At 41.0% G+C, this 23,642-nt stretch carries 15 protein-coding genes; 7 read left to right on the top strand and 8 right to left on the bottom strand.

Annotated elements, in window-relative coordinates; genetic code table 11:
* Positions 1–246: 246 nt before the first annotated feature.
* Together QWZ08_RS04905 and QWZ08_RS04910 are read left to right on the top strand one after the other, a co-directional pair.
* The gene (locus QWZ08_RS04905; RefSeq protein ID WP_290336124.1) at positions 247–1,986 is read left to right on the top strand and encodes a GMC family oxidoreductase; all 1,740 of its coding nucleotides are present in this window, start codon (positions 247–249) and stop codon (positions 1,984–1,986) included.
* A gap of 143 nt (positions 1,987–2,129) precedes the next feature.
* A complete protein-coding gene (locus tag QWZ08_RS04910) occupies positions 2,130–2,801 on the top strand; it encodes a gluconate 2-dehydrogenase subunit 3 family protein (RefSeq protein ID WP_290336125.1) in 672 nt (223 codons plus the stop codon).
* 187 nt (positions 2,802–2,988) lie between these two features.
* Here QWZ08_RS04910 and QWZ08_RS04915 read toward each other — a convergent pair whose 3' ends face one another.
* Positions 2,989–4,260, bottom strand: coding sequence for a serine hydrolase domain-containing protein (locus tag QWZ08_RS04915; RefSeq protein ID WP_290336126.1), 1,272 nt, complete (start codon positions 4,258–4,260; stop codon positions 2,989–2,991).
* A 320-nt stretch (positions 4,261–4,580) separates the two neighbouring features.
* Here QWZ08_RS04915 and QWZ08_RS04920 point away from each other — a divergent pair, with 320 nt between their 5' ends.
* From QWZ08_RS04920 to nudK, 4 genes are all read left to right on the top strand, one after another.
* The gene (locus QWZ08_RS04920) at positions 4,581–5,912 is read left to right on the top strand and encodes a Gfo/Idh/MocA family protein (protein ID WP_290336127.1); all 1,332 of its coding nucleotides are present in this window, start codon (positions 4,581–4,583) and stop codon (positions 5,910–5,912) included.
* A 174-nt stretch (positions 5,913–6,086) separates the two neighbouring features.
* The gene (locus tag QWZ08_RS04925; RefSeq protein ID WP_290336128.1) at positions 6,087–6,668 is read left to right on the top strand and encodes a Crp/Fnr family transcriptional regulator; all 582 of its coding nucleotides are present in this window, start codon (positions 6,087–6,089) and stop codon (positions 6,666–6,668) included.
* 66 nt (positions 6,669–6,734) lie between these two features.
* Positions 6,735–7,091 (top strand): hypothetical protein, encoded by a 357-nt coding sequence (locus QWZ08_RS04930; protein ID WP_290336129.1) that lies wholly within the window; start codon positions 6,735–6,737, stop codon positions 7,089–7,091.
* Positions 7,081–7,662, top strand: coding sequence for a GDP-mannose pyrophosphatase NudK (gene nudK, locus QWZ08_RS04935; protein ID WP_290336130.1), 582 nt, complete (start codon positions 7,081–7,083; stop codon positions 7,660–7,662). The genes QWZ08_RS04930 and nudK overlap by 11 nt, the downstream gene beginning before the upstream one ends.
* A gap of 101 nt (positions 7,663–7,763) precedes the next feature.
* On the opposite strand, the gene QWZ08_RS04940 is transcribed toward nudK, so the two are convergent.
* The 7 genes from QWZ08_RS04940 to rpoB form a co-directional block, all read right to left on the bottom strand.
* Complete coding sequence (locus QWZ08_RS04940) at positions 7,764–8,399, bottom strand: LysE family translocator (protein WP_290336131.1); 636 nt, start codon at positions 8,397–8,399, stop codon at positions 7,764–7,766.
* A 103-nt stretch (positions 8,400–8,502) separates the two neighbouring features.
* Positions 8,503–8,877 (bottom strand): GtrA family protein, encoded by a 375-nt coding sequence (locus QWZ08_RS04945; protein ID WP_290336132.1) that lies wholly within the window; start codon positions 8,875–8,877, stop codon positions 8,503–8,505.
* Positions 8,878–9,987 carry an alkaline phosphatase family protein gene (locus QWZ08_RS04950; protein WP_290336133.1) on the bottom strand — a complete coding sequence of 370 codons (1,110 nt, stop codon included), beginning with the start codon at positions 9,985–9,987 and terminating at the stop codon, positions 8,878–8,880. It lies immediately after the preceding gene.
* Positions 9,988–10,341: 354 nt separating this feature from the next.
* A complete protein-coding gene (locus QWZ08_RS04955; RefSeq protein WP_290336134.1) occupies positions 10,342–12,102 on the bottom strand; it encodes an ABC transporter ATP-binding protein in 1,761 nt (586 codons plus the stop codon).
* Positions 12,083–13,837 carry an ABC transporter ATP-binding protein gene (locus QWZ08_RS04960; RefSeq protein ID WP_290336135.1) on the bottom strand — a complete coding sequence of 585 codons (1,755 nt, stop codon included), beginning with the start codon at positions 13,835–13,837 and terminating at the stop codon, positions 12,083–12,085. The genes QWZ08_RS04955 and QWZ08_RS04960 overlap by 20 nt, the downstream gene beginning before the upstream one ends.
* A gap of 234 nt (positions 13,838–14,071) precedes the next feature.
* Entirely contained in the window at positions 14,072–18,364 is a 4,293-nt protein-coding gene (rpoC, locus tag QWZ08_RS04965) for a DNA-directed RNA polymerase subunit beta' (protein ID WP_290336136.1), read from the bottom strand.
* 180 nt (positions 18,365–18,544) lie between these two features.
* Positions 18,545–22,354, bottom strand: a complete 3,810-nt coding sequence (gene rpoB, locus QWZ08_RS04970; protein ID WP_290336137.1) for a DNA-directed RNA polymerase subunit beta — start codon at positions 22,352–22,354, stop codon at positions 18,545–18,547.
* Positions 22,355–22,773: 419 nt separating this feature from the next.
* On the opposite strand from rpoB, the gene QWZ08_RS04975 reads away from it, so the two are divergent.
* The gene (locus QWZ08_RS04975; protein WP_290336138.1) at positions 22,774–23,634 is read left to right on the top strand and encodes a T9SS type A sorting domain-containing protein; all 861 of its coding nucleotides are present in this window, start codon (positions 22,774–22,776) and stop codon (positions 23,632–23,634) included.
* The last annotated feature ends 8 nt before the right edge of the window (positions 23,635–23,642 follow it).

Raw genomic sequence — 23,642 nt, forward strand, 5'->3', positions numbered from 1 at the left:
TAAAATTTACTGCCTTTTGAAAAATGAGAAGCAGATATTTTTTCTAAAGGCCTTATTTTATCCTAAGACTTGTGTAAAAGATTCGGGTATTTTTTTATACTTACTCCAACATGAATGGTTAAAAATTCCAATTATCCAATAAAAACATAAAAAGATCAACCTGTCCGATGCTATCACACAAAACTTTTGTATTTTTCCTTTTAGTATTTTACTTTTTAAGCTTGTTAAAAAAATTTAACTCTTTACATGGGCGATAGTTTGCAAATTAAAAAACAACCCAAACAATACGATGCAGTTATTGTTGGTTCAGGTGCCGGTGGCGGCATGGCGGCTTATGTGCTTGCCAATGCAGGTTTAAAGGTTTGCCTTTTAGAGGCGGGCGCTAATTTTGATCCTGCTATTCACTCCTCACAATTAAAAAATCCCTGGGAATCTGCCCGTCGTGGCGCCAGTACCAAATTCAGACCATTTGGAGATTTTGATGGTTGTTACCATGGCTGGGATATCGAGGGCGAACCCTTTACCCATGCTCCCGGCGATAAATGGGAATGGTGGCGTGCCCGCATGGTAGGTGGCCGTACCAATCACTGGGGAAGAATTTCTTTGCGTTTTGGACCAAATGATTTTAAACATAAAAGTATCGATGGGTTGGGTGATGACTGGCCAATCAGCTATGAAGATGTAAAACCCTATTACGATAAGATTGATAAAATGATTGGTGTGTTTGGCACCAATGAAGGATTGCCCAACGATCCGGATGGTTTTTTTCTGCCACCTCCCAAACCCAGGCTGCATGAAATTTTTATAAAAAATGCGGCTACCAGTGCTGGCATTCCGGTTATTCCTTCCCGCTTGTCAATTCTCACCAAACCTATTAATAAGGATCGTGGCGCATGTTTTTTTTGCGCCCAATGTGGCCGTAGCTGCAAAGTATATGGTGATTTTTCTTCTTCGTCTGTATTAATCAAACCTGCCGTAGCTACTGGTAACGTAGATCTTATTACCAATGCGATGGCCAGAGAAGTGATGACCAATGCAGCGGGTCTTGCCACAGGTGTTTCATACGTATTGAAAGATGATATGCAGGAATACCAGGTACAGGGTAAAGTAGTTATTCTTGCAGCCAGCGCCTGCGAAAGTGCAAGGCTGATGCTGAATTCAAAATCGGCTGCACACCCCAATGGCCTCGGTAATTCAAGCAATGTGGTAGGCAAATATTTGCATGATTCAACCGGTGCAGCAATGGGTGGTTATTTACCGAAATTGTTTGGCCGCAAAAGGTACAACGAAGATGGTGTTGGTGGAATGCATGTATATACTCCGTGGTGGGGCGATAATAAAAAACTGGATTTTGCCCGTGGTTATCACATAGAATATTGGGGAGGTATGGAACAACCTGCTTATGGTTTTGGTATGGGGGTACAGGGCCAGAATGGTAAAGTGCCCATAAACGGCAAAACAAAAGAAGCCGGTGGCTATGGCGCTTCCTTAAAAGAAGACCAGCGTTACTTGTATGGCGCTTCTGTTGGCATGGCTGGCCGTGGTGAAGCGCTGGCGCTGGCAAGCAATTATTGCGAGATTGATCCGAATGTGGTGGATAAATTTGGTATTCCTGTCTTGCGCTTCAACACCAAGTACAGCAGCCAGGAAGTAAACCAGGCCAAACACATGAAAGAATCTTTCAGGGAAATTATGCATAAAATGGGTGCAGTAATTACCTGGGGCGATGACAATGCCGATAATCAATATGGCCTTGCCAACCCTGGAAATATCATTCACGAAGCCGGCACCATACGCATGGGAGATGATAAAAAAACTTCCGCCTTAAATAAATGGAGCCAGGCACATGATTGTAAAAATTTATTCAATGTGGATGGCGGTCAGTTTGTATCGCAGGGAGATAAAAATATCACCTGGACGATACTGGCTTTATCTATGAGAGCAAGTGAATATATTGTTGATCAGTTGAAAAAACAGAATATTTAAATTGGGGCAAGTGCTTCAATTTGAGGGCTGAAGTTCAATTGAAATAATTTAGTACAAGGGGGCGACGCAACGATGATGATGATTGTTGATTAGCCCGGACAATTTTTTTTAATACTGCATAAATAATTTATAAAAATATTTTTATGGACAGACGCAAATCGATCAAAGCTTTATTAGTCGGCACGGCAGCTACCGGTGTGTTAATAGAGAGTTGTAACCCAACCGATAAAAAAGCGGCTACGGCAACAACTACAGAACCCGCAGCCGCAACAGATTTAAGCCGCACAAAAGAAGAGCTGGAAGTAATTAAAAAACTGAATGAGCAAATCTTTTTTACTAAAGAAGAAATGGCTACCATCACCATTCTTTCGGATATTATTATACCAAAAGATGCCATAAGTGGCAGCGCTACGGATGCCAAAGTGCCGGAGTTTATTGAGTTTATTGTAAAAGATATGCCCGAACACCAGGTGCCCATGCGGGGTGGATTGCGTTGGTTGCAGATTGAATCGCTGAAGCGTTTTGAAAAATCGTTCAACGATATTGACGAAAAACAACGCTTAGCCATTGTGGATGATATTGCCTATCCGAACAAAGTAAAGCCGGGCATGCAACCAGGTGTTTCGTTTTTTAATTTGATGAGAGACCTTACTTGTACCGGGTTTTATACTTCAGAAATTGGAGTTACAGACATCGGCTACCAGGGCAATAAACCCAACCAGTGGAATGGTGTACCTGATGATGTATTAAAACAGTTCAATGTGGCTTACACGGAGAAAGAACTGAAGGAATGTGTAAGCTTTGACAAGGCGTAGCGAAAGATCGAACGCTGATGAAAACGGATAAAACTGAGTAACGCTGATTTTATTGTAAGACTTAATCAGTCCATCAATGCTGTCGGTAAAATATAAAAAATGGGGAATGACCTTTGATGGTTCTTTCCCCATTTTTATATCCATTAAAATCAGCCCAAATCCTCGTCAACAGCGTTTCTATACATACTCAATCATTCAACGCTGAATAAGCCATCACTTTAAATTTGTCCGCTAGTTCACCATGGCTGGTGTTAAGCAGTTGCCGGTAAAATACAATCACCATTTTTTCTTTGGGGTCTACCCAATAAGAAGTTTTAAAAGCACCGCCCCAGCTAAATGTACCGACCTGCGAAGGGTTAGTCCCACTCCCCTTCTCTGTAACCACCGAGAAACCAAGACCAAATTTATCATTGCCAAATGGTACGTCGCCAATCTGGTTCATTGTCATTATTCTCACCGTATTACGGCCTAATATTCTCTTACCATTATAAATACCCCCATTTAGCATCATTTGCAAAAACACTGCATAATCATAGGCGGTAGAAGACAGACCGGCGCCACCTGAAAAATAAGTTTTCTTACGCAGGGGATAGTCAATATGCCCGCCTAATGCTTCGCCTGTTAGCTTTTGCAAAGTGCCGGTGGAATCTTCACTGTACATATTCACGAGCCTGCCTGCTTTGGATGCTGGCAAATTAAACCAGGTATCGTTCATGCCAAGCGGCTCAAAAATTCTTGTCCTGAAAAAATCTTCCAGGCTCATGCCCGACCAGATTTCAACCAAATCGCCCAGCACATCTACATTTAGCCCATACGTAAATTTTTCGCCCGGCTGGTGCATTAAAGGCAATTTTCCTAACCGGTTCATGGCATCCGCTAATTTATCGCCACTCACGTCAATCCCGGCCGTTATATTATTTTTTGCATAAATGGCATTGGCTTCTTTACTACCAATTTGGGCATAACCGATTCCAGAAGTATGCGTCAACAGGTCACGAATAGTCGCCTGTCTTTTGGCTGGCACAGTGGTATAAGAACTGTCCGCTTCATTAAATTTATCCAGCACTGTTTCGTTGGCATACGCCGGGATATATTGTGAAATCGGATCATCCAGTAAAAATTTCCCCTCTTCGTATAACATCATTACCGCCACACTGGTAATGGCTTTCGTTTGGGAGGCAATGCGAAAGATATCGTCTTTTTTCATCGCTTGTTTACCCGCAATATCATTATAACCTGCAGCTTTATAATATACTAGTTTGCCATTGCGTATAACCAGGCCTACTGTACCACTTACCCAGCCTTTTTTAGCCCAGTCGTTCATCTGGTCATCAATTCTTTTTAACCTGTCTGTTGAAAATCCAATAGCTGTAACATTGGTGGCAGGTTCAATTTTTTGTGCGGTTGCCGTACAGGCAATCAACAATACCATCACCAGGAATCGTGTTCTTAATGTCATAAATTTAATTTTACAGTTGTGCTTTAAGATAAAGAAAAGTATTAAGCAATCTTACACCTGTATCGCCGATAAACAATATATCCCGCGCAAGGGTCTGAAATAAAACTAAGGAATTTTTTCTTTGCAGATCAATTTGACATGAATGAATCAAAAAAATGCGCTCACCCAAACAAACATTTAGTTACTACAACAGAATTTTAGTAAGTTTATGTTTCAAAAAACGATTGCAGAAAAGTCAAACGGACATTTGTAAATATCCAACACTCTTCTTCTTTCAATTCAATTAAAACAATTCTTTTTCTCTTTCTAAAAAAACGAATATGTCATCACGAAGAAAATTTTTAAACCAGTCATCTGCGCTGGTTGCTGCAGGTGCATTAGCCTCTGTATTTGATAACAAAGCCTATGCTTTTTTTAAGAACCGCATTGCGCCCAGTGATCAGTTAAACATCGGTGCCATAGGCATCAACGGTATGGGTTGGGCTGACGTTAAAGCGGCGCTGAAAGTTCCGGGCGTAAACCTGGTGGCTGTTTGCGACGTAGACAAAAACGTCATTGATAAACGCCTAGGCGAACTGGGTGAACTGAAGATAGATGCTTCCAAAATAAAAAGATATGATGACTACCGCAAACTGCTGGAACAAAAAGATATTGATGCCGTAATTATTGGTACGCCTGATCATTGGCATGCTTTGATAATGATTCATGCTTGTGAAGCCGGTAAAGATGTGTACGTTGAAAAGCCGGTGGGCAATTCCATTGTTGAATGCAATACGATGGTAGCCGCACAGCAACGCTATAAAAAGATTGTACAGGCGGGTCAGTGGCAGCGCAGTCAGAAACATTTTAAAGATGCGGTTGACTTTGTACAGAGCGGGCAATTAGGTAACATACGCACCGTAAAAGTCTGGTGCTACCAAGGCTGGATGAAACCCGGACCAGTTGTGCCAGACAGTGCGCCACCCGCAGGTGTGGATTACAAACAATGGTTGGGACCAGCTGCCATCAGGCCATTTAACAGCAGCCGTTTTCATTTTAATTTCCGTTGGTTTTGGGACTATGCCGGTGGGTTGATGACCGACTGGGGCGTGCATCTGCTGGACTACGGATTACTCGGAATGAAGGCTGATTTGCCCATCAGTGTAGTTGGTCTTGGTGGACGTTTTGCTTACCCGGATTTGTATGAAGAAACACCGGATACTTTGACTACCTTATATGAATTTGATAAATTCAATTTGGTATGGGATTCTGCAATGGGCATTGATAACGGCTCTTACGACCGTGACCATGGTATTGCTTTTATTGGCAACAACGGAACGCTGATTCTAAACCGGGGCGGCTGGGAAGTAATAGAAGAAAAGCAAAGCAAGAGCAAAGTTATCATGCCATTTCAAAAACCATCAGACAACGGCCTTGACATGCATATGGTGAATTGGGTGGGCGCTATCAAAAGCCGCAATGCTGCTGATTTGCATTGCCCGATACAGGCTGGTGCACATGTTGCCACCGTGGCGCAAATGGGCAATATTTCTTACCGCAGTGGTAAAAAATTATTGTGGGACAGAACCAAGGGCGCTTTCACAGATGAAGCCATTAACAAAGAATATTTGATGAAGGAATACCATAATGGTTATACGCTTCCTAAAGTGTAAGCAGCAAAAGGTTTTAGTGTTTAATATAATTGCCGGCATTTATAAATCGCCGGCAATTATATTTTAAGAGCAACCTTATACCGCTAACTTTAAATAATGTAACTAACTCAATCATTGCATTTTCATTTTAATTAAAAAACGTTTTTCGATTTTAACTTTCATCCAAAATAGTATATGGCTTACGATCTTATCTTACAAAATATAGCCAGGCACATTAATTTAACTCCGGGAGAGCAGGATCATTTTATCTCACTTTTAAAGCCGGAGGAAGTTAAAAAGAAGGCGCTTATTTTAAGAGAAGGACAATTGTGCAACAATATTTATTACGTCAACAGCGGTATATTAAGAGCCTATCATCTTGACAAAGATGCCAAAGAAGCTACCATCATGTTTGCTTTATCAGACTGGTGGATTACGGACATGTTTTGCTTTATCAATTGCCAACCGGCCATGTTATTTATTGAAGCGGTAGAAAACAGTTCCATTGTGGGCTTGCAGAAAAAAGACCTGGATCAGCTACTTATTGAAGTGCCGAAATTTGAAAGATTTTTCAGGATCATAATGCAGAATGCCTATATCCGGGAACAGTTGAGGGTTATACAAAACCTGTCACTTTCAGCAGAAGAAAGATACCATAGCTTTCTCACCAAATACCCGCAGGTGGTAAAACAGGTTACACAAAAACAAATAGCCTCTTACCTGGGAATTACACCGGAATTTTTAAGCAGCCTGAAAGTAAACAAGACAAAAAATTAAATTCTTAATATACCTTAACTCCTTTGCAAATTTCACTTGCTTTCTTTGCAAAAAAAAAGACACGTTATGCTGATATTAATTGCAGGCCCCTACCGCAGTGGCACCAACGATGATCGGGAATTGATGCGCCAAAACCTGGCTAACCTGGAAGCAGTCTCATTGCCTTTGTTTCGTTTGGGTCATACCCCGATGATTGGTGAATGGGTTGCCCTGCCTTTGCTAAACCTTGCAGGTTCGGCAAAGGTGGGAGATGCTGCCTATGAAGAAATTTTATATCCTGTGGCTCACCGTTTACTATTAAAATGCGATGCTGTATTTCGCATTGAAGGCGCCTCCAACGGTGCTGATGAAGATGTAAGGATTGCGAAAGAAAGAGGTCTTAAAATTTATTACCGTTTAGAAGATGTTCCACATGCAGAATAATAAGGTAAAAATTATTAACAAGGAAGTATTATCCAGCAACTGGTACACGCTTAGAAAAATAACTTACGATTATTTGAAAAAAGATGGTACCTGGCAGACCCAAAGCCGCGAAGCTTATGACAGGGGTAACGGCGCTGCCATTATGCTATACAACAGTTCGTTAAAAACGGTCATCCTAACCCGACAGTTTCGCATGCCTACATTTATCAATGGCAACGCAGACGGCTTGCTGATTGAAGTCTGTGCCGGTTTGCTGGACAAAGACAATCCGGAAGATTGCATCAAAAGAGAAACGGAAGAAGAGACGGGCTACAAAATTAATTCGGTTAAAAAAATAATGGAAGTTTATATGTCCCCCGGCTCGGTTACTGAAATGCTGTATTTTTTTATCGCCGAATATTCGCATGCAATGAAGCTTGCCGAAGGTGGTGGCGTTGCACAGGAACAGGAAGAAATTGACGTGCTGGAAATGCACATCGAAAACGCCCTTCAAATGATTGATACCGGGGAAATTAAAGATGCCAAAACAATAATGCTGTTGCAATATTTACGACTGAAGCATATTTTATAATTGGGCCATACCTTGCCCGGCTGTAATGCAAATAATTTTTTTAAATAATTCACTGACAATTGGCCAGTTATGGAAAGACGATTTAAGAAAGAAACGGCAACCTATTTTTGAGTTGCGAACGCCACTTTTATACCGAGCGCTACCAACGCAAGGCCGCAAATTTTATTGATGTAGTTTGATACCGCCGTATTATTTTTTAGCCTGGAAAAAATGGCTGCTGCAAAAATTGCCAGCACCAGGCACCTGATCATTCCGGTTGTTATAAATGTAAGGCCGAGCAACAAAAAAGGGAGCACCGTATTTTTGACTGCAGGATCGATAAACTGTGGCAGAAAAGCAATAAAAAACAGCGCTACTTTTGGATTGAGCACATTGGTAATAATTGCATCCCTGTATATTTTCAGGTAGTTTGCCCGGTCATTTTTTACGGCCATGTTGGTATTCAGCTGGCTTCTGTCTGTAAGCATTTTATAACCAATGTATAATAAGTATGCTGCACCTGCGTATTTTATAATATTGAAAAGCAGGATGGATTTAGCGATGATAACAGAAAGCCCCAAAGCCGCCAGTAAAGTGTGAATGATACTTCCTGTACCGATGCCCAGCGCTGACATAATACCTGCCTTTTTTCCCTGCCCGATACTTTTGGTTAAAATAAAAATAGTGTCGTTGCCGGGAGTTAAGTTTAATAAAATACCCGTCATTAAAAAAGTAGTAAAATGTACAATGCCGGTCATAATGTTTTTGTTGATAAGTAGCTATTCTTTAATACTATCGCAAAACATGCATCTTTTACAATTCAACAAAGAAAAGAATTTTATTTTATGATAGCCTGAAAAATCAAACAAACACAAATTTTTTGGAAACAAAATAAGTATAACTAAGTCCCAGTAAAATCGATATTATTAGTTTGGAAATTAAGTAATGCAAATGCAGAAAATTGGTCAGCAGAAAAACACCCAGGGTAGCTAACGCGATATTACCGATCCACATCAAAATAAATTTAATAACCTGTAATGAAGTGTTTTGTTGTTTGCTTTGGGTAAATACCCAGTTTCTGGAAAGTAAAAATTGGGCCAGGGCGCCTGTTACATTGCCGGCTGCGTTTGCCGCAATATACCAGCAATGAAAAGCTTCTACCAGTAAAAAAGTCATTGCGAAATCAGCCATTGAGCCGGCTATCAGTGCAACCTGGGTTTTCAGGAAGTGATGCATCTACCTGCCTTTTGCTGTTAGTCCGGCCACAGTTGGCTGATCTTTTATATGAACGGGTATAGCAGCAGCCACCCTATGATTTGCTTTAAAACTAACACCAAGCAGGGCTGCAATGGTGGCTGGCAACTGCTTTTGATATACCTGCTGTTTTTCGCTGCACTCTCCCAACGGGCCAATACCTGCACCGAGCATCGCAAGCCAGGTTTGTCCGGATCCCTTTACCCAAAATCCATGTGTTGACCAGGTTGTATTTTTATTTCCCCGCCCATGGTCTGTAGTAATAATGAAAGTAGTGTTATTCCTATACACCGGATCTGTTTGAACAGCGTACCATAATTCACCAATCATGGCATCGGCCTGGTGTATTTTTTGAAGATAGGCATCATATTCACCTTCATGCGCAAATTCATCAGTTTCTCCAAACCCCAGGTACATTATTTTAGGATGATGTTCCTGCATGTAATTCTTAGCGCATTCGAAAGTCAGCAGGTCGTGCCTTGTGTTGCCTTTGGAATATATGCCTTGTTGCACACCATTAATTATTGCACTGATGCTGTCACTTTCTTCAAGTACTTCGTAGCCACCATTTACCGGCAGCGATCCATTTTTTTCATTTAATATAAACGGCAGTACCTGCCATGAACAAAAGGCAGCTATCTGTCCTTCATACTGCGACTGATCGTTTAGCCATTGCAGCACATTACTGTGACGGTTATTCACTTGCAGGTTTGGTATTAAAAGTTTATCGGCATAGCCTGTAAACATTTCACTATAACCAGGATAAGATATTTTATACAGGTTGGCTACATTCACATTATTATCCAGTTCCCTGTTTCCCATCAGTTGGCCTTGTTGCGCCAGTACGGACCAAAAGAACGGCATCAGCCTGCGTCGTCTCTCTTCTGCATTGCCCTGCCCATATTGCTGCAGCATCAGGGTAGAATCCTTCACATAGTCGCTATTGCGTAATAAGGCTTCGTCGGCTCCTTTAAATATTTCCTGCCACCTCGTGCCATCCAGTGTGATGAGAAAAATATTTTGTGCGGGCGCTTGCGCAAATGAAGCTGAGGTAAATGCAGCAATAAAACAAACACAGTAAAGTAGTTTCATAACAAAGGTTTTACAAAGAAACCTTTCTAATGTAAACAGGGTATAAAGAGAAGATTAATTAAAAGTTATCTGTTTCGATGCATACCTGCTACCGGAAAGGTCTTCAATTCATCCTTCAACAAGTATACCACTTGAAAAAAAGATAAATTGGTTTTTAGAACTATTCCTTCTTTGCTGCATTTATAAGTGCATGCAATCCGATTTATAAATTTCGAGAGGTGAATATTCCTCATTGTGTAGAAATGAAAAAATAATGCTATCTGTATGCTGGCAAAAATTATTTCATCTTTTCAACTTCGTTACAAAAAAGAGGAAATCGACTGATGCGCCCGGTTATCACTTTTTCGGAAAATTTCAACTTTGCCGCTCACCATGCAACAGCATATTCACTGCATGATCGAAAGAGCCGGCACGGATTACCTCGCCCGCATTTACAAAAAATATTTCATCCGCATTTTGAATGGTGTTTAAGCGGTGTGCAATAATAACACGTGTGGTGGTAGCAGGTAGTTTATTTAAAATGTCCTGCAATATTTGTTCGGTGATGGTGTCAATATTGGCGGTGGCCTCATCCAAAATCAACAGTGCCGGGCTACGCAATACAGCCCGCATAAAAGCAATCAACTGCTTTTGCCCGATGCTGATGCTGTCACCTGAATTCACTTCTGTATCCAAGCCTTTTTCAAATATATTCAACAGACTTTGCAGACCGGCAGCTTTAATAGTCGCCTCCAGTTGCTCATTTGAAAAGCCAGCATAGGCTTCATTGCTGTACAAAATATTTTCTCTAACCGTGCCGGAAAACAAAAAGGGTTCCTGCAAAATAAAACCAATTTTTTTTGACCGTTCGGATGCCTCATACGTACGGATATCCCTGTTCTCCAGCAACACCTCTCCCTTTACCGGATCATACAAGCGGGCTATAAGTGAAGCCGTGGTCGTCTTGCCGCCACCCGTAGGGCCTACCAAAGCATACGTCTTTCCTTGCTCCAGTTTGAAATTAATATTGTGCAAAATCTCTTTTCCTTCGTCATAGCCAAATGAAACGTTCCGGAATTCCATTATAGCATCGCTGGGTTTTTCAATTGTTTCGGAAGATAACACCGGCAGGTCGCTTTCTAAATTTAGTATGTAAGAAATCCGGTCCCAACCTGCCATCGCCACCTGGAAGTTAGCCCACAACGCTGCTAGTTGACGTAAAGGGTTATAAAAGTTAACAGCATAGGCAAGGTAACTTACCAACAGCCCGATTGAAAACTGCCCTGTACTGATCAGGTAAATACCAAATGTAAGTACAACCAGTTGAGCTACAGCGGCAAAAAAACCATACACAGGTATAAAAACATTATTGGCAATGCCGGCAGCAATGGCGCTGGTATAATTTTTATTATTCGCTTCTTCAAAACGGTTTTTGAAATAATCTCTCCGGTTAAAAGCAATGATTACCTTAAAATTCTGCAGGCTTTCCTGTATCTCTGCGCTAAGGCCACCTGTACGCTGCATGCTGAGTGCATTTCTTTTCTTTATCCACGGCGAACTGAATTTGGTAAAAATAAATATCAGCAAACCCGGTAACAAAGTAGCCACGCCGAGTTTAAAATTGATGATCAGCAAAAATATACCAGCGCCAACCATGGTAGTAATAGTGCCGATAAACTGCATCAGCGACTGCGAAAAAAACTGGTTGATTTTATCCGTGTCATTATTGACCCTTGAAATTAAATCACCGGCTTTGTTCTGGTTAAAGAAACCAACCGGCAATTCCTGCAGCTTATTAAAAACCGTATTGCGCAGTTTAAACAGCATCCGCTGGCCTACACCGCCCATCATTCTCGTTTGCAGGTAACTGGCCACAAAGGCCACCAGATACATCCCCAACAGTATGCCGGCCCAAACCATCACTCCATTAAAATCCTTATGCACAACATAAGTATCAATTACATGACCAACAATAAATGGTGCCAGCAGGTTAAGGCCGGAGTTAATAAAAATAGCCAGCAGTGCACCCAACATATTCCGGCGTTCTTCCGTAATCAGGTTCAGCAGCTTTTTAAGCGCACCCATTGTGGATGTCTTCGGCTGCTGTTCAGAAATATCATTGAGGTTGTAGTTCATAATTACTGGTGCTCTGCTGTGAATTGAAAATCTGGATGTATTCCGGGCTCTGTTTCATTAAATCGTTGTGAATGCCTGTGGCAACAATTTCACCTTCCATCAATACAATTATCTGATCGTACTGCTCCGCAGCAGATATCTTTTGAGTGACAGAAATGAGTGTGATACCGGGATAATTGTTGCGCAGATTATTCAGAATTTTTGTTTCTGTATTGGTATCCACTCTTGCAGTAAAATCATCCAGCAATACTATTTTTGGATTTATAGCCAACGCTCTCGCCAACATGATACGTTGCTTCTGTCCGCCAGAAAGACTGGTACCCCTTTCCGATACAACCGTATCTAATTTGTTGGGCAATGTATCAATGAAATCTTTTAACTCTGCTGTGGCAATCGCTTTGGAAAGGGATTCATCTGTAACTAAATTACTAAAAGCAATGTTTTCCCTGATGCTCATGTTAAAAAGAATGCTGTCCTGAAAAACAAAACCAACCTGGCTATAAAAATTTTCCTTCTTGTATTTTTCAATAGCTGTTCCGTCAAATTTGATTACGCCTGTTGCAGATTGTATTAAACCCGTGAGCAGGTATAGCAGTTGTGTTTTGCCTGCAGCGGTGGGTCCTATCACCGCAAGCGATGAACCCGCAGGCACCGAAAAACTGATCTCTTTTAATACAGGTTTTTGCCCGTACAAAACAGATACCTTTTCCACGTCAATTCTGCCCAGCAAAACACTTTTTACAGAAGTAGTATCTGGTAATTCCGGCGTATTAAGCACACTGCTGATGCGTTGATAGCTGGCCGTAGCCTGGGCTATTACATTACTCATAAACCCTATCACCAGGATGGGGAAAATCAGCAGGGCCAGGTAACTGTTAAATGCCGCAAAGTCTCCCAGCGACATAGAACCGGTGATAACAAAATGACCTCCCATGGTCAGTATCGCAAGCCCAGCCATGTTAGCAGTGAAAATAATAACGGGTATCAGGCCGGCAAATAATTTAAGTATACTCATTCCCAACTTTTTCGCCTTGGTATTGGCATCCAGGAATTTTTCATATTCCAGTTGTTGGGAATTGATGACCCTTATAATGGCGGCGCCTAAAATACTTTCGTTGATGACTTTATTGAGCCGGTCAATTACCTGGCGGCTCTGTAAAAATATTACCCTTACCTTCTTCAATACAAAAAAGAATGCGCCACCAATAATAGGCACAATGGCAACAACTGCGAGCGCCAGTTTCCAGTTGATAGAAAACAATAACACACATGCCCCGATAATAATAATGATAGATGATGCTATAGACACAATGGCCTGTGATACAAACATTTTTATAGAGTCTACATCGGCCGTTAAATTGGTAAGCAGTTTAGACGGATTATTTTCTTCAATATAGGAGTGGCTTTGTACAGATATTTTATGGGCCAGCCTGGTACGCAAATCCCTGGCAACTTTTTCTGACGCATAAATCTGAACAAGTCCCTGTAACCAGGTAAAAATAAAAATAACCACTGCGGCTGATAAAAACTTTACCAACACCTGCCGCAGCACATAATTTTTGGGATAAGCATCAATGGCACCGGCAACTATTTTAGGTAAAAAAAGATTGATGCCATTGCTTAGCAGGGCGAACAGTAAGAGTAAAAAAATCATACCCTTATAAGGCCCGAGCAAGCTAAATACGCTGGCACCTTTCTGCTTACTTTTACCGGGCGAACCTGCTTTGCTTTCCATATTGATGGGAGTTAATAATCTGGAAAAATAATCAAAAAAAAATTAGCACCGCTTTGCTATATTTTTTTATTTATCAACGGCTTTTATAACGGATGACGAACAGCTATGTGAAGTATTTTATTGGGGGACTGCCAATGTAGTTACAAAAAAGGAGAATGCTTTTTACCGTATTGTCAAAAAAAAGGAGCAAGACTTTCATCTTACTCCTTTAAGCATTTTTATTACCTGAATAAATTATTCTTCTTCATCAAAGCTCATCGCTTCCTTGGTTGTCATCAGCAATTCGTATTCTTCCTTGCTTCCAACAATCATGTTTTCGAATTCACGCAAACCTGTACCTGCCGGTATCGGATGGCCGGTGATAACGTTTTCTTTTAATCCCTGCATCAGGTCCAGTTTACCATTGATGGCTGCGCTGCTCAACACCTTGGTAGTTTCCTGGAACGAAGCGGCAGATATCCAGCTCTGTGTTCCGAGAGATGCCTTTGTAATACCCAGTAACAACGGTGAAGATGTCGCTGGTTTTGCATCACGGAATTCAACCAGTTTTTTATCTGCTCTTCTCAGGATAGAGTTTTCTTCCCGTACATCACGCAGTGTAACAATCTGGCCAGTTTTTAATTTGGTACTTTCTCCATGTTCAGTAACAACTTTTTTGTCGAAGATGTTATCATTCTCTGTATTAAAGTCCAGTTTATCTTCTGTATCACCTTCCAAGAATATAGTATCACCTGCATCTTCGATGGTTACTTTACGCATCATCTGGCGAACGATTACTTCAACGTGTTTGTCGTTGATCTTCACACCCTGCAAACGATATACTTCCTGGATTTCATTTACCACGTATTCCTGTACTGCAAAAGGTCCCTTAATTGCCAGGATATCTGCCGGTGCTGTCTGACCATCACTTAATGCAGCGCCTGCTTTTACAAAGTCACCATCTTGCACCAGAATCTGGCGTGTCAATGGAACCAGGTATTTTCTTACAACACCATCTTTTGCTTCCACGATAATTTCCCTGTTACCACGTTTGATATTGCCGAAAGTAACCACACCATCAATTTCACACACCACCGCAGGATTGCCCGGGTTACGTGCTTCAAACAATTCTGTTACACGAGGCAAACCTCCCGTGATATCCTTCAGTTTACTTAATACCCTTGGAATTTTAACCAGTACCTGCCCTGCCCTTACGGTGTCACCTTCTTCCAATACAATATGGCTACCTACCGGCAAGTTGTACGATTTATGCTCCTTACCTTCAATGATGATAGAAGGTAATTTGGTTTTATCTTTTGTTTCAATTACTACTTTCTCCCTGTGGCCTGTTTGCTCATCCGCTTCTTCACGAACTGTTACACCTTCAATTACAGCTTCAAATTTAATGGTTCCAACAATTTCTGAAACAATTACATTGTTGAACGGATCCCATGTGCAGATAACTTCTCCTTTGGTAACTTTCTGTCCGTCTTTTACATTCAGTGTAGCACCGTAAGGCACGTTATTGGTAATTAGTAAACGATCATTTTTTACATCCATGATACGAACCTCACCGGTACGACCAATAACCACATTTACTTTTTTACCTTCAGCATCTTCAGTTGCAACTGTACGTAAACCGTCAAATTGAATTGTACCGTCAAACCTTGCTGGCATTGTAGATTCTACAGAAGCAGAACCTGCCACACCACCCACGTGGAAGGTACGTAAGGTTAACTGTGTACCTGGCTCACCAATACTTTGTGCCGCGATGATACCGACAGCATCACCTCTTTGTGTTGTATAACCTGTTGCCAGGTTTTTACCGTAACATTTTACACAAACACCACGCTTGCTTTCGCAGGTTAACACTGAACGTATTTCCACGGTTTCAATGCTGCTTTCTTCAATGCGCTGTGCAATTTCATGTGTTATTTCTTCATTGGCACTCACCAGTAATTTTTCAGTGATCGGGTCAATAACATCATGTAAGGATGTACGGCCTTCGATTCTGTCACTCAGTGGTTCAATGATATCTTCATTATCTTTCAAAGCACTTGTTGCAATACCACGCAATGTTCCGCAATCTTCATCTTTAATCACTACATCCTGCGCCACATCCACTAAACGACGTGTTAAATAACCGGCATCCGCTGTTTTCAAAGCCGTATCCGCCAAACCTTTACGGGCACCATGGGTAGAGATAAAGTATTCCAATACATTCAAACCATCTTTAAAGTTGGAAAGAATCGGGTTCTCAATAATCTCACTTCCTGATGAACCTGATTTACGAGGCTTGGCCATCAATCCCCTGATACCAGCCAGCTGCTTAATCTGCTGCTTACTACCACGGGCTCCTGAATCAAGCATCATGTACACAGAGTTAAAACCCTGTTTATCTGCGGCTAGTTCACGGATCAGTGTTTCTGTAATTCTTGTATCCACACGACTCCAGATATCTACTGTTTGGTTGTAACGTTCATTATTGGTAATTAAACCCATATTGTAGTTTTCCCAAACTTCATCCACTTCAACTGTAGCATTGTTAATCAATTCTTGCTTAATATCGGGAATGATAAGATCATTGATATTGAATGACAATCCTCCACGGAACGCCATACGGTATCCCAGTGTTTTGATATCATCCAAAAATTTAGCAGTGATCGGAACGTTTGTCCATTTGATAATGTCACCGATAATTTCTCTCAACGATTTCTTTGTCAACAGTGCATTGATAAAACCTACCTGTTTTGGGACATGCTGGTTAAATAAAACTCTACCAACGGTAGTATCAATTAATTTGTAGGTCAATGTGCCGTCATCATTTCTATAGTTGGCCTTTACCTTAATGTGTGCATGCAAATCCAGCTTCTGTTCGTTGTAAGCTATAATCACTTCTTCTGCAGAATAAAATGCCTTGCCTTCGCCTTTTACTTTTTCTGTTTCAGTTGATTTTTTACCCTTAGTAATGTAATACAGACCTAATACCATGTCCTGTGAAGGAAGGGTGATTGGTGTGCCATTCTGCGGGTTCAAAATGTTGTGAGAAGATAACATCAGCATCTGCGCTTCCAGTACCGCAGCATTACTCAATGGCACGTGCACAGCCATCTGATCACCATCGAAATCCGCGTTGAAAGCTGTTGTTACCAACGGATGCAACTGGATCGCTTTACCTTCAATCAATTTTGGTTGAAAAGCCTGAATTGACAAACGGTGAAGTGTTGGGGCCCTGTTCAACATGATCGGGTGACCCTTCAAAATATTTTCTAAGATATCCCAGATAACAGCTTCTTTTTTATCTACCAGTTTACGGGCAGACTTCACTGTTTTTACGATACCCCTTTCAATTAATTTTCTAATAATAAATGGCTTGAACAATTCAGCAGCCATGTCCTTTGGTAAACCGCACTCATGCATTTTCAACTCAGGTCCTACCACAATTACAGAACGACCTGAATAATCCACACGTTTACCTAACAGGTTCTGACGGAAACGTCCCTGCTTACCTTTCAATACATCACTCAAAGATTTCAATGCACGTCCACCTTCTGCTTTTACAGCATTTGATTTACGGCTATTATCAAACAATGAATCAATGGCTTCCTGTAACATACGTTTTTCATTACGTAAGATTACTTCCGGCGCTTTAATTTCTAACAATCTTTTCAAACGGTTATTACGGATAATAACACGACGATACAGGTCATTCAAATCAGAAGAAGCAAAACGGCCACCATCCAATGGAACCAATGGACGCAGTTCCGGTGGAATAACAGGAATGTATTGCATTACCATCCACTCAGGACGGTTGTTGATTCTTGTATTGGCATCGCGGAAACTTTCCACAACGCTCAAACGCTTCAAGGCATCTGCTTTACGTTGCTGAGAAGTCTCGTTGGCTGCTGAGTGGCGCAGATCAAAACTTAGCTGATCCAGGTCGATGCGCTGCAATAAATCATGCACCGCTTCAGCACCCATCTTGGCGATGAATTTATTGGGATCTTCATCAGAAAGGAACTGGTTATCTTTTGGCAAAGTATCCAGGATATCCAGATATTCTTCTTCAGTTAACAAGTCTCCAAAATTCTGTCCTTTATCAGCACGGATACCAGACTGAATTACTACAAAACGCTCGTAGTAAACAATGGTTTCCAATTTCTTGGAACTCATACCCAGTAAATACCCAATTTTATTTGGCAAAGATTTAAAATACCAGATATGCACAACAGGCACCACCAGTTTGATGTGCCCCATTCTTTCACGACGTACTTTCTTCTCTGTTACTTCTACACCACACCTGTCGCAAACAATACCTTTATAACGGATACGCTTGTACTTTCCGCAGGCACATTCGTAATCTTTTACCGGGCCAAAAATTCTCTCGCAAAACAAACCATCTCTTTCAGGCTTGTAGGTACGATAGTTAATGGTCTCAGGTTTCAACACTTCACCGAAGCTTTTTTCCAAAATGCTGTCGGGAGAAGCCAAACCAATAGTGATTTGAGAAAAAGTTGATCTGGGACGATTTTCTTTTTTGAATGCCATATTTTGCTAATTGATAATTTTTTAATTGATAATTGATAATTCCTTTGGAACGATCATTTAACCTTTACTCAACATCGTTGTGTCACTCACTTGTACATTTTCAGCTATGAGCAACCAGCAAGCGAATGGTGAATGGTCAATGGTGAAATATTGACTATTCACCATTGACCATTGAGTATATTATTCGAAAGTTAAGTCTAATCCTAAACCTCTTAATTCATGAACCAATACATTGAATGATTCCGGAACGCCTGGCCTTGGAATATTTTCACCTTTCACAATTGCTTCGTAAGTTTTAGCCCTTCCGATGATATCATCCGATTTAAGCGTCAACAATTCCTGCAATATGTTAGAGGCTCCGTATGCTTCCAGTGCCCAAACCTCCATCTCACCAAATCTTTGTCCACCGAACTGAGCTTTACCACCCAAAGGCTGCTGAGTGATCAAACTGTATGGTCCGATTGAACGGGCATGCATTTTATCATCCACCATATGGTGAAGTTTAATGATGTAGATAATACCCACCGTTGCTTTCTGATCAAAACGATCACCAGTTTCTCCATCATATAAATAAGTATGTCCGAAAGTTGGCAGGTTAGCATCTTTAATGTACCCGGCAATCTGGTCTACACTTGCACCATCAAAAATTGGCGTTGCAAACTTTACACCCAGCTTTTCACCGGCCCATCCCAGTACTGTTTCATAAATCTGTCCAAGATTCATACGACTAGGTACGCCCAATGGATTCAATACGATATCAACCGGAGTTCCATCCTCTAAGAAAGGCATATCTTCCTGACGAACAATCTTGGCAACAATACCTTTATTACCGTGACGTCCCGCCATCTTATCTCCCACTTTCAGCTTGCGTTTTACAGCTAAGTAAACCTTCGCTAATTTCAATACGCCTGCCGGTAATTCATCACCAATACTAATGTTGAATTTTTCTCTCTTATAACGGCCTAACTCTTCGTTGAATTTGATACTATAATTGTGCAGTAACACGTTGATCAGATCATCAGTTTTTGCATCACCTGTCCATCCCAAAGGATTCACGTTCAGGTAATCAATGTTGGATAAATTCTTTTGATTGAACTTAGCTCCTTTGCCAATCAATGTTTCACCAAAATTGTTGCTAACACCTGCAGAACTCTTTTCTTTCAATAAAGTCTGCAGTTTATTAACGAGCATTTCCAGGATGTCATTTTCATTCTTCTCATGCGTTTTCTCAATCTTATCCAAACTTGCTTTCTCTCTTACTTTCGCATTCTTATCCTTCTTGGCACGCTGGAATAATTTCTTATTAATTACAACACCTTCTGTTCCACTTGGCGCTTTCAAAGAAGCATCTTTAGCGTCACCTGCTTTATCTCCGAAGATAGCACGCAACAACTTCTCTTCAGGAGTTGGATCACTTTCACCTTTTGGAGTAATTTTTCCAATGATGATGTCACCTTCTTTAATATGAGCTCCGATACGGATAATACCATTCTGATCCAGATCTTTGGTAGCTTCTTCACTAACGTTCGGAATATCCGGAGTTAGTTCTTCTTCACCCAATTTAGTATCACGAACTTCCGTTTCAAACTCACTGATATGGATAGACGTAAATAAATCTTCTTTAACTACCTTCTCAGAAATCACGATCGCATCTTCAAAGTTGTACCCTTTCCATGGCATGAATGCCACTTTCAGGTTACGGCCCAATGCCATTTCACCACCTTTGGTTGCATATCCTTCGGTTAAGAAATCGCCTTCAACCACCTTCTGTCCTTTAACAACAGCCGGACGTAAGTTGATACATGTTTCCTGGTTGGTGCGGATAAACTTGGTTACTTTATATATCTTCAGATCATCTTCAAAGCTAACCAGCTGCTGCATTTCACTGCGGTTGTAACGAACATGAATTTCATTACCATCCACATATTCCACTACGCCGGTTCCTTCAGCATGTAACTGAATCCTTGCATCACGGGCTGCTTTTCCTTCCAAACCAGTACCTACAATCGGAGATTCCAAACGAATCAACGGTACAGCTTGACGTTGCATGTTTGATCCCATCAACGCACGGTTAGCATCATCATGCTCAAGGAATGGAATCATAGAAGCACTTAAACCAACGATCTGGTTTGGCGCCACATCCATGTATTCTACTTCATGTTTATCTAAGATCGGGAAATCACCCGTCTGGCGGCTCTTGATCTTATCTTCAATAAAGTTTCCTTTTTCATCCATATCAATATTTGCCTGTGCAATCTTCGCAGTATCTTCTTCTTCCGCACTCAGGAAAATAGTTTTTTTCATATCCACTTTACCGTCTGTTACTTTACGGTAAGGTGTTTCAATAAAGCCCATGTCATTGATCTTGGCATGTACACAAAGTGTAGATATCAAACCAATGTTGGGTCCTTCAGGAGTTTCAATTGTACAAAGACGGCCATAGTGAGAATAGTGAACGTCACGCACCTCAAAACCAGCTCTTTCACGACTTAAACCGCCCGGTCCAAGTGCGGAGATACGACGCTTATGCGTGATCTCACTTAAAGGATTGGTTTGATCTAAGAACTGAGATAACTGCGATGTACCAAAAAATGAATTGATAACAGAAGACAATGTTCTTGCATTGATCAGATCAACCGGAGTAAATACTTCATTGTCACGAACGTTCATTCTTTCACGGATGGTACGGGCCATACGGGCCAGACCAACACCGAACTGAGCATATAACTGCTCTCCCACTGTACGTACACGACGGTTGCTTAAATGGTCAATATCATCTACTTCACTTTTACCATTGGTTAATTGCACCAGTGTTTTAATGATTGCGATGATATCGTCTTTAGTCAATACTTTCTTCTCAATCGGGAAATTCAGCCCTAAGCGACGGTTGATCTTATAACGACCAACTTCACCTAAATCGTAACGTTTATCACTGAAGAATAATTTATCAATGATACCGCGTGCTGTTTCATTATCCGGAGCATCCGCACCGCGTAACTGACGGTAAATATGCTGTACGGCTTCCAGCTCACTGTTTGAAGTATCCTTGTTTAAAGTATTATAAATAATGGCGTAGTCACCACTCACTTCTTCTTTCTGAACAAATACACTCTTTACATCCATCTCAGCAATCATGTCAATATTGCTTTCATCCAGTACTGTATCACGTTCTAAAACAATTTCATTACGTTCAATACTTACTACTTCACCGGTATCCTCATCCACGAAATCTTCTACCCATGTGCGCAATACACGGGCAGCGAGTCTTTTACCAACATATTTCTGTAAAGACTTTTTATCAACTTTTACTTCATCGGCCATACCGAACAATTCCAGAATATCTTTGTCAGTTTCAAAACCGATAGAACGTAACAAAGTTGTTACCGGGAATTTCTTCTTACGATCGATATATGCATACATTACATTGTTGATGTCTGTTGCAAACTCCATCCAGGCTCCCTTGAAAGGAATTACCCTGGCAGAGTAAATTTTTGTTCCGTTTGGATGAACAGATTGACCGAAGAATACACCAGGGGATCGGTGTAACTGGGATACTACTACCCTTTCAGCACCATTGATAACAAAAGTACCACGAGGAGTCATATAGGGAATGTTGCCCAAAAACACATCCTGAACGATGGTTTGAAAGTCTACGTGTTCTTCATCATTGCAGCTCAATCTTAATTTTGCTTTTAATGGAACAGCGTAAGTTAAACCTCTTTCAATACACTCATCAATGGTGTAGCGTGGCGGATCTACGAAATAGTCTAAAAACTCCAGTACAAAGATATTTCGTGTATCAGTAATAGGAAAATTTTCCTTAAATACACGAAACAGTCCTTCATTGTTACGCTTATCGGGCGTAGTTTCCAACTGAAAGTAATCTTTAAACGACTGAATCTGAATTCCGAGCAAATCGGGCTGTTCTGCCAGAAGTTCAACTTTTCCGAAATTGATACGCTGGGCAGCGGGTGATTTTGTTGCAGACATATTGTAATTAAAACGTTTTAAAGCTGAGAAGGTTCTCTATTTTCAGGCTAAATAGAACTAATGCCACTAACCCGAAATTAAAGGATGGCAAATGTACGACATACTATTCAATTACAAGCACATTCTCACCATTTTTTATACTTTCTGGATTGATTTTTGATAAAAGAGGGGGTTTTAACAATTTTATTGGGAAAATATTGTTTATGTCTTTTTAGCGATGGCCTGTCTTATTTTGGTTTCCCCAATTTATGCCTGTTTGCCGGGCTAATCCTCTCACATTTAAGACGCTGAATGTTGATTTTACATGCATTTTTCAAAATTTGCTGCGGGGTAGTATTTAATATACGATTAACTGCAAGTTTTTATACTAATAGCTGCCCCTTTAGCGTTAAGGCAGTACAGTCTCAATATCTTCTGACATGAAAAAATATTTTCTACTGGTTTTGGTAATAGCGGGCCTTTTACAGTCCGTGAAATCCCAATGTCCATCAGGAGCAGGTGCTTTTTTAAATGCTGATCCCAACTGTCCAAAAGGTTGTGGTGTGTTATTATATAACTGGCCGGAGGGGGTGACTGTATACATATTCAGGGCTACGCCTGTAAAAGTAATTGACTCAGTAAAAATTCCTGGTGCTTATGGCGGGCCAGGTAGGGGAAGTGCCTATTTGTGTGTGAATTGTAGTATTCCCTTAATTTTCGCCTCTATTACCCCTAACGCTGGCAACGGATGTGTAATTATAGGAGGTTTTACTACGCCGGTAAAGCTTACAGACTTGTCTTTAGCTACAAATGGCAGCAACAGCTGCCAGGTAAAATGGACTACCTACAGCGAGAACCCCGGCACTATTTTTACCATTCAGCGGAGTTCTAATTCCTACGACTTTAAGGATATAGCTTTGGTAGCCGGTTATGGTAAAGCAAGCAACAAATATACTTACACTGATAACAACATCGAGGCGGGACCGCAATATTTCAGAATTAAAATTACCGAACCCAGCGGAAAAATCAGTTACTCAGAGATTGCATTGATAAAAAATCAGGGCACTTTCGGTGCAAGTATTTACCCTAATCCGACCGATGGCGATTTTAAAATAACAATTCCTTCCCAATTTTTACCAGCGAAGATTATGATTTACAACGCTGAGGGAAAGGCGGTACATGATGCTTTTACCTTTCAATCTTCTATATCAGTAATACGGCGGTTTACGAAAGGAATTTATGCCGTAAGAATTACCGGTAGTAACAATGCTTCAATCACGCAGACTTTGCTGATAAAATAAATCCTGGC

The organism is Ferruginibacter paludis (genome assembly GCF_030409685.1).
GTDB classification, from domain to species: Bacteria; Bacteroidota; Bacteroidia; order Chitinophagales; family Chitinophagaceae; genus Ferruginibacter; species Ferruginibacter paludis.